At 46.3% G+C, this 1886-nt stretch carries 1 protein-coding gene; it reads left to right on the top strand.

All coding sequences use genetic code 11. From position 1 onward, the window contains the following. Positions 1 to 1886 (top strand): SdrD B-like domain-containing protein (locus MVE01_RS05775; protein WP_472561223.1); only part of this gene is annotated, 1886 nt, incomplete at both ends.

Below are 1886 nucleotides of genomic sequence, written 5' to 3'. Positions count from 1 at the left end.
TGATGAAGATGGTGTACGAATCGGCAACCAACCGACGGTTGGCTCAGAGCTGAATATGACAGTAGGGTACAGCTATGACCTTAATGTAACAACGATCGGTACAGGGTACTTGAATGTTTGGATCGATTTGAACGGCGATGGAGATTTCGCGGATGCTGGAGAACATCTCTTGACGGATACATCACTTAGCAGCACTACCGCAACCGAAACAATCATCCCAGTTACGGTTCCATCGGATAATTATACTGGACAGTCTTATGTCCGATTTAGATTCTCTGAAAACAGTGGCGTAGGCTCGTCCGGTGATGGGGGAAAAGGAGAAGTGGAAGACTATACGGTCTTTTTCAACCCTGCAGGGAATGTTGTAGGGCACATCTATAATGATCTCAATGGAAACGGTACTCAGGATGCCGGCGAACCTGACCTTGCCAACGTGGATGTACATATCACTGCGGTCAATGGTGAAGTGCAAACGGTAACAACAGACACAAACGGTGACTATAATGCATCTGCTGTTGCGGTAGGAGATGCCACGGTAGATATTGATGAAAATACACTGCCCATAGGTGCAGTACAGACTGAAGGTGGGGATCCCACCACAGTAACAGTCAATGCCAACGTAAATAATTTTGAAGAGAACAATGGTTTCTATACCCCTGCAAGTGTGTCAGGTACAGTGAAAAATACGACAGGATCCGGGATCGGTGGCGTGACGGTAGAGATCAAGGATGCCGGTGGGAATGTCATTGATGATTTAAATGGGAATCCTCTTACAACAACCACTGCGGCAGACGGAACTTACAGTTTTGCAAATGTCCCGGCAGGAAATTATGATATTGTTGAGACCGATCCGGCAAATCATGTGTCAACGCTTGATGGAGATACTTCTGTAGATGGTGATGCAAACGCCAATGGCAATACCAATGACAATAAGATTCCGGTTACATTGACTTCAGGGAAGAATGATACAGATAATGATTTTGTAGATCAGCCTGTAGGATCTGTTTCAGGAGTAGTAAAAGATACAGGGGGTGCCGGGATCGGTGGTGTGACAGTAGAGATCAAAGATACCGGAGGGAATGTTGTCAATGATGCCAATGGAAATCCTCTGACAACCACCACTGCTGCAGATGGAACTTATAGTTTTACAAATGTTCCGACAGGTGACTATGATATAGTAGAGACCGATCCGGCAAATTATATTTCAATATCAGATACCGATACGACAGATGATGGAGACACCAATGCAAACAGTAATACCAATGATAATAAGATTCCTGTTACAGTAACAATTGGTGAGAGTGATGCAAATAATGAGTTTGTGGATCATCTCCCTATATCACCGACCGCTGTTAATGATATGGTAAGTAATTCAAATCCGGCAAGCCCTGCGAACCCAACGACATTGACCACCGTATCTAACGATACCGATCCGGAGAATGATATCAATGCAAGCTCTGTGAATATTACCACAGCAGGTGCGACCGATACAGACGGTGACGGCGACAACGATTCGCTTGTGGTACCGGGTGAAGGAAGCTGGACGGTAGATAATGCCACAGGTGATATCACCTTTACACCTGAAGCGGGCTTCACAGCCGATCCGACACCGATCACCTATAATGTCAAAGACAATACAGGGCTTACTTCCAACGATGCGACCGAGACCGTAGATTATCCGCAAACGGCACCGGTAGCCAATAATGATACAAAAGCAGGGGTTTCCGGACAACCGGTTACCCTGCAGACTGTCTCCGATAATGATACCGATCCGGAGAATGATATCAATGCAAGCTCTGTGAATATTACCACAGCAGGTGCGACCGATACAGACGGTGACGGCGACAACGATTCGCTTGTGGTACCGGGTGAAGGAAGCTGGACGG

The sequence above is a fragment of the Sulfurovum sp. genome (assembly GCA_026990595.1).
GTDB lineage: Bacteria > Campylobacterota > Campylobacteria > Campylobacterales > Sulfurovaceae > Sulfurovum.
The sequence above is the reverse complement of the archived record's forward strand: the minus strand, read 5'-3'. Positions and strand labels throughout refer to the sequence as shown.